This window comes from Streptomyces sp. GC420 (genome assembly GCF_009916105.1).
Lineage (GTDB): Bacteria > Actinomycetota > Actinomycetes > Streptomycetales > Streptomycetaceae > Streptomyces.
The window spans coordinates 1-2,612 of the sequence record NZ_JAAAXQ010000643.1 but is presented as its reverse complement, the minus strand read 5'-3'; the positions used below and the strand labels follow the sequence as shown (position 1 = coordinate 2,612).

General features: G+C 70.7%; 4 protein-coding genes. 2 read left to right on the top strand and 2 right to left on the bottom strand.

Features of this window, described 5'->3' with window-relative positions; translation table 11 throughout:
• Together GUY61_RS37305 and GUY61_RS37300 are read right to left on the bottom strand one after the other, a co-directional pair.
• A partial coding sequence (locus GUY61_RS37305) for a DUF6083 domain-containing protein (protein ID WP_243767018.1) occupies positions 1-332 on the bottom strand: 332 nt, incomplete at its 3' end.
• Positions 333-501: 169 nt separating this feature from the next.
• Entirely contained in the window at positions 502-765 is a 264-nt protein-coding gene (locus GUY61_RS37300; protein WP_166634720.1) for a helix-turn-helix transcriptional regulator, read from the bottom strand.
• A gap of 177 nt (positions 766-942) precedes the next feature.
• Between GUY61_RS37300 and GUY61_RS37295 the strand changes: the two genes are divergently transcribed.
• Both GUY61_RS37295 and GUY61_RS37290 read left to right on the top strand, forming a co-directional pair.
• A complete protein-coding gene (locus GUY61_RS37295) occupies positions 943-2,001 on the top strand; it encodes a hypothetical protein (protein ID WP_166634719.1) in 1,059 nt (352 codons plus the stop codon).
• 201 nt (positions 2,002-2,202) lie between these two features.
• Positions 2,203-2,529, top strand: a complete 327-nt coding sequence (locus GUY61_RS37290) for a hypothetical protein (protein WP_313897031.1) — start codon at positions 2,203-2,205, stop codon at positions 2,527-2,529.
• Positions 2,530-2,612 lie beyond the last annotated feature (83 nt).

Here is a 2,612-nt window from a genome sequence, read left to right as displayed (position 1 = left end):
GTGGGGGTGCGGCGGGGGCAGAGCATGGCGTGCGGGATGCGGCACCATGAGCTGCCGTCACCGTGCGGGTAGGCGATGCCGCCACTGAGGTGCCAGCGGCAGGGTTCGGGGACATTCGTGGTGCTCAGTTCAGCGGGATGCAGGGCGATGGGCCGCTGGTCGGCGCGCTGATAGAAGTCGACGCGGTTGCCGCACCGGCGGCAGCGGCTGCTTTGGCCGGCGCGCAGCAGGCGGCTGGGACTCGTGCCTGCGACCTGCAGGGGGCGGGGGCGTCGGGTGATGCGAGGGCTGCCGTCCCAGTGTCGGCCGGCGGGGGCGGGAGTGCAGGACATGACCCGGACCGTGCCAGGCGACACGCGAGGGTGCGCGATGCGGCGGGGCTCGTGTCCCTCGATCAGCCCAGCAGAATCGAACGGGCGGTTCCCCGATCGGCTTTGCGTTCGGTATCTGCTCGCCGGTTCGGGTGATTTGCGTATGGCTCGGGGCGGGACTGCCGGGCCGTCAGGGGCCGTTGGTACCGGGCGGGGCGTGGTCGTCGCAGAGGGTGCCCAGGAAGTGCTCGATGGGCACATCGAAGGTGTGGGCGAGGGCGTGCCAGGTGGTGACGGTGCCGGTGGTTCGACCGTGTTCGAGGTCGATGAGGGTGCGCCGGGACAGGCCGCTGCGGTCGGCGAGTTCATCGAAGGTCCAGCCGCGTTCGCCCCGCAGGCGTGCGAGGTTGACACGCAGCGCGGTGAGGTCGGGGTCGGGCGGCAAGATCGTCACCCCACCATCCGACGGTGCAGAACCCCGCCCTGTCAGTGCAGAGTTCTGCACTATTTGTCTGGGTGGTGAGAGCGACATCCAGGGTGCAGAGCTCTGCACTACGGTGCGTCTTGCCGGCGCTGCACTGCCGGGGTACCGACCATCTCGGGCACGGACAGACAGGAGGACGACCAGCCCATGAGGCTCGCCGGCGCGCACGCAGCAGTGCGGCGCATCTGGACAGTGGAACTGCGTCCGCGAGCGGGAGGCCCCGCTCTCGTCTGCCCCGCCTGCACCGCTCACACGCCTGCGCTCACGGGGACCTCCGCACGTTCTGCCGTCCTGGCTCATCTGGCCTCCCATGCCCGCGCCGACGCGCTGCCCACCTATCTGCGCAGTTGCCAGTGCCGGGCCCGGGGCTGCCGGTGGCATCCGCGTCACCGCGGCTGCGCGGGGCCGGTGCTGCTGGCCCTGACCCGGGACGGCAGCGGCCGCGCCTGGCGGCTGGCCGACACCTGCGCGGCCTGTGCCGCGGCGACCAGCAATACGGCCGTGGTACCCGACACTCTTTCCGGCTCCCTGCGGCAGCAGGCCTCCCCCGTTTCACCCCCTCCCGCAGCCCGGTCCCACGCCGGACTTCAGGAGCGGGTGCGGGTGCGGGTGCGGGAGATGCTGACGTACCTCGGCACCACGCTGCCCCGCTTCACCTCCCCCGCCGCCCGACTGCTGGCCCTGCAGTGCGCACTGCGCGCCGACGCCCGCGGTCATGTCCGGCTGCCGGTGGGCCTGTTGCGGAGCATGCGCCTTCGCCAGAACCGCGAGTTGTGGCTGGAGCTGGCCCACGCCGGCTGGCTGGAGCTACCCGACTTGCGTGCACTGCCCATGCAGGTGCGGCTGCTCGATGCCACAGTGCTGGACCAGACGACGGGCCGCCGTGCCCGCTGCCGCGCCGCCGACTGGGCGCTGCGGCCTGTGCCGTTGATCCTGCCCGCCGCAGCGCCGGCGCTGCGGCTGGCCGCTCTCGTACTGGCCGCGCACACCGGCGCCAGTGCCGAACACAACACCGACATGGACGTCCTCACCCGCCAGTGCGGGCACTCACCGCAGCAGACAGGTGAGCTCCTCGATCGGCTGGTGTCCACACGCACCCTTCGGGCATGGCATCACGACCGGGAGAGCGACGAGGTGTTCTGGCAACTGCCCCAGCCTCAGGCAGGAACGCGTTCCGTCGTACTGCCTCACGGGCACCGGGCGTGACAGCCCTGAGGGCGGCTCGCGGTGAGAAGACACAGCGTGGCGGAACAACCAGCGCTGTTTGTCCGTACCATCTGTAGGCCGAGGCATCTGTGGCACGTGCGGCGCCCAGGCCGGGCGCCAACACCCCGCCCGAGACGGGGCCTCACCCTCATGTGGTGCAGCCCCGCAGCACGGCCGTTCACCGAGGAAAGGTCAGCACCCATGCCCGAGACAACCGCTCCCCCCACTGAACTGACATCGCAGTACGCCGCTCAGGTGACCGGTGACCTCGAACGCAACGTCAAGGAGCAGGAACGCATCACGGCGGACATCGCCTCCCTGCAACAGCAGCTGGCCGCCCTGCAGCACGACCACACCGTGCTGGTGAACATGCGGCAGGCTCTTGGCATCACCGAAGCCCCGGCCGAGCCTGCGGCCAAGTCCGAGAATGCCGCGGTGCCCTCACCCCGGCAAAAGGCCAGTGCCGCGCGCGGCGGGAAGCAGAGAGCGGTGTGCAAGCTGAAGTCGCAGGTCACGGGTCTGGTGTGAATGGCGAGTTGGGTACTCGTGCCGGTCGGCGGCCGATGACCATGGCGTAGATCATCGGGCAGGTCCGGCCCCGGCGGGATGCC

Bases quoted from the DNA above. Each gene is read 5' to 3' on its own strand.
- GUY61_RS37295 (WP_166634719.1), top strand. From the start codon at position 943: ATGAGGCTCGCCGGCGCGCACGCAGCAGTGCGGCGCATCTGGACAGTG.
- GUY61_RS37290 (WP_313897031.1), top strand. From the start codon at position 2,203: ATGCCCGAGACAACCGCTCCCCCCACTGAACTGACATCGCAGTACGCC.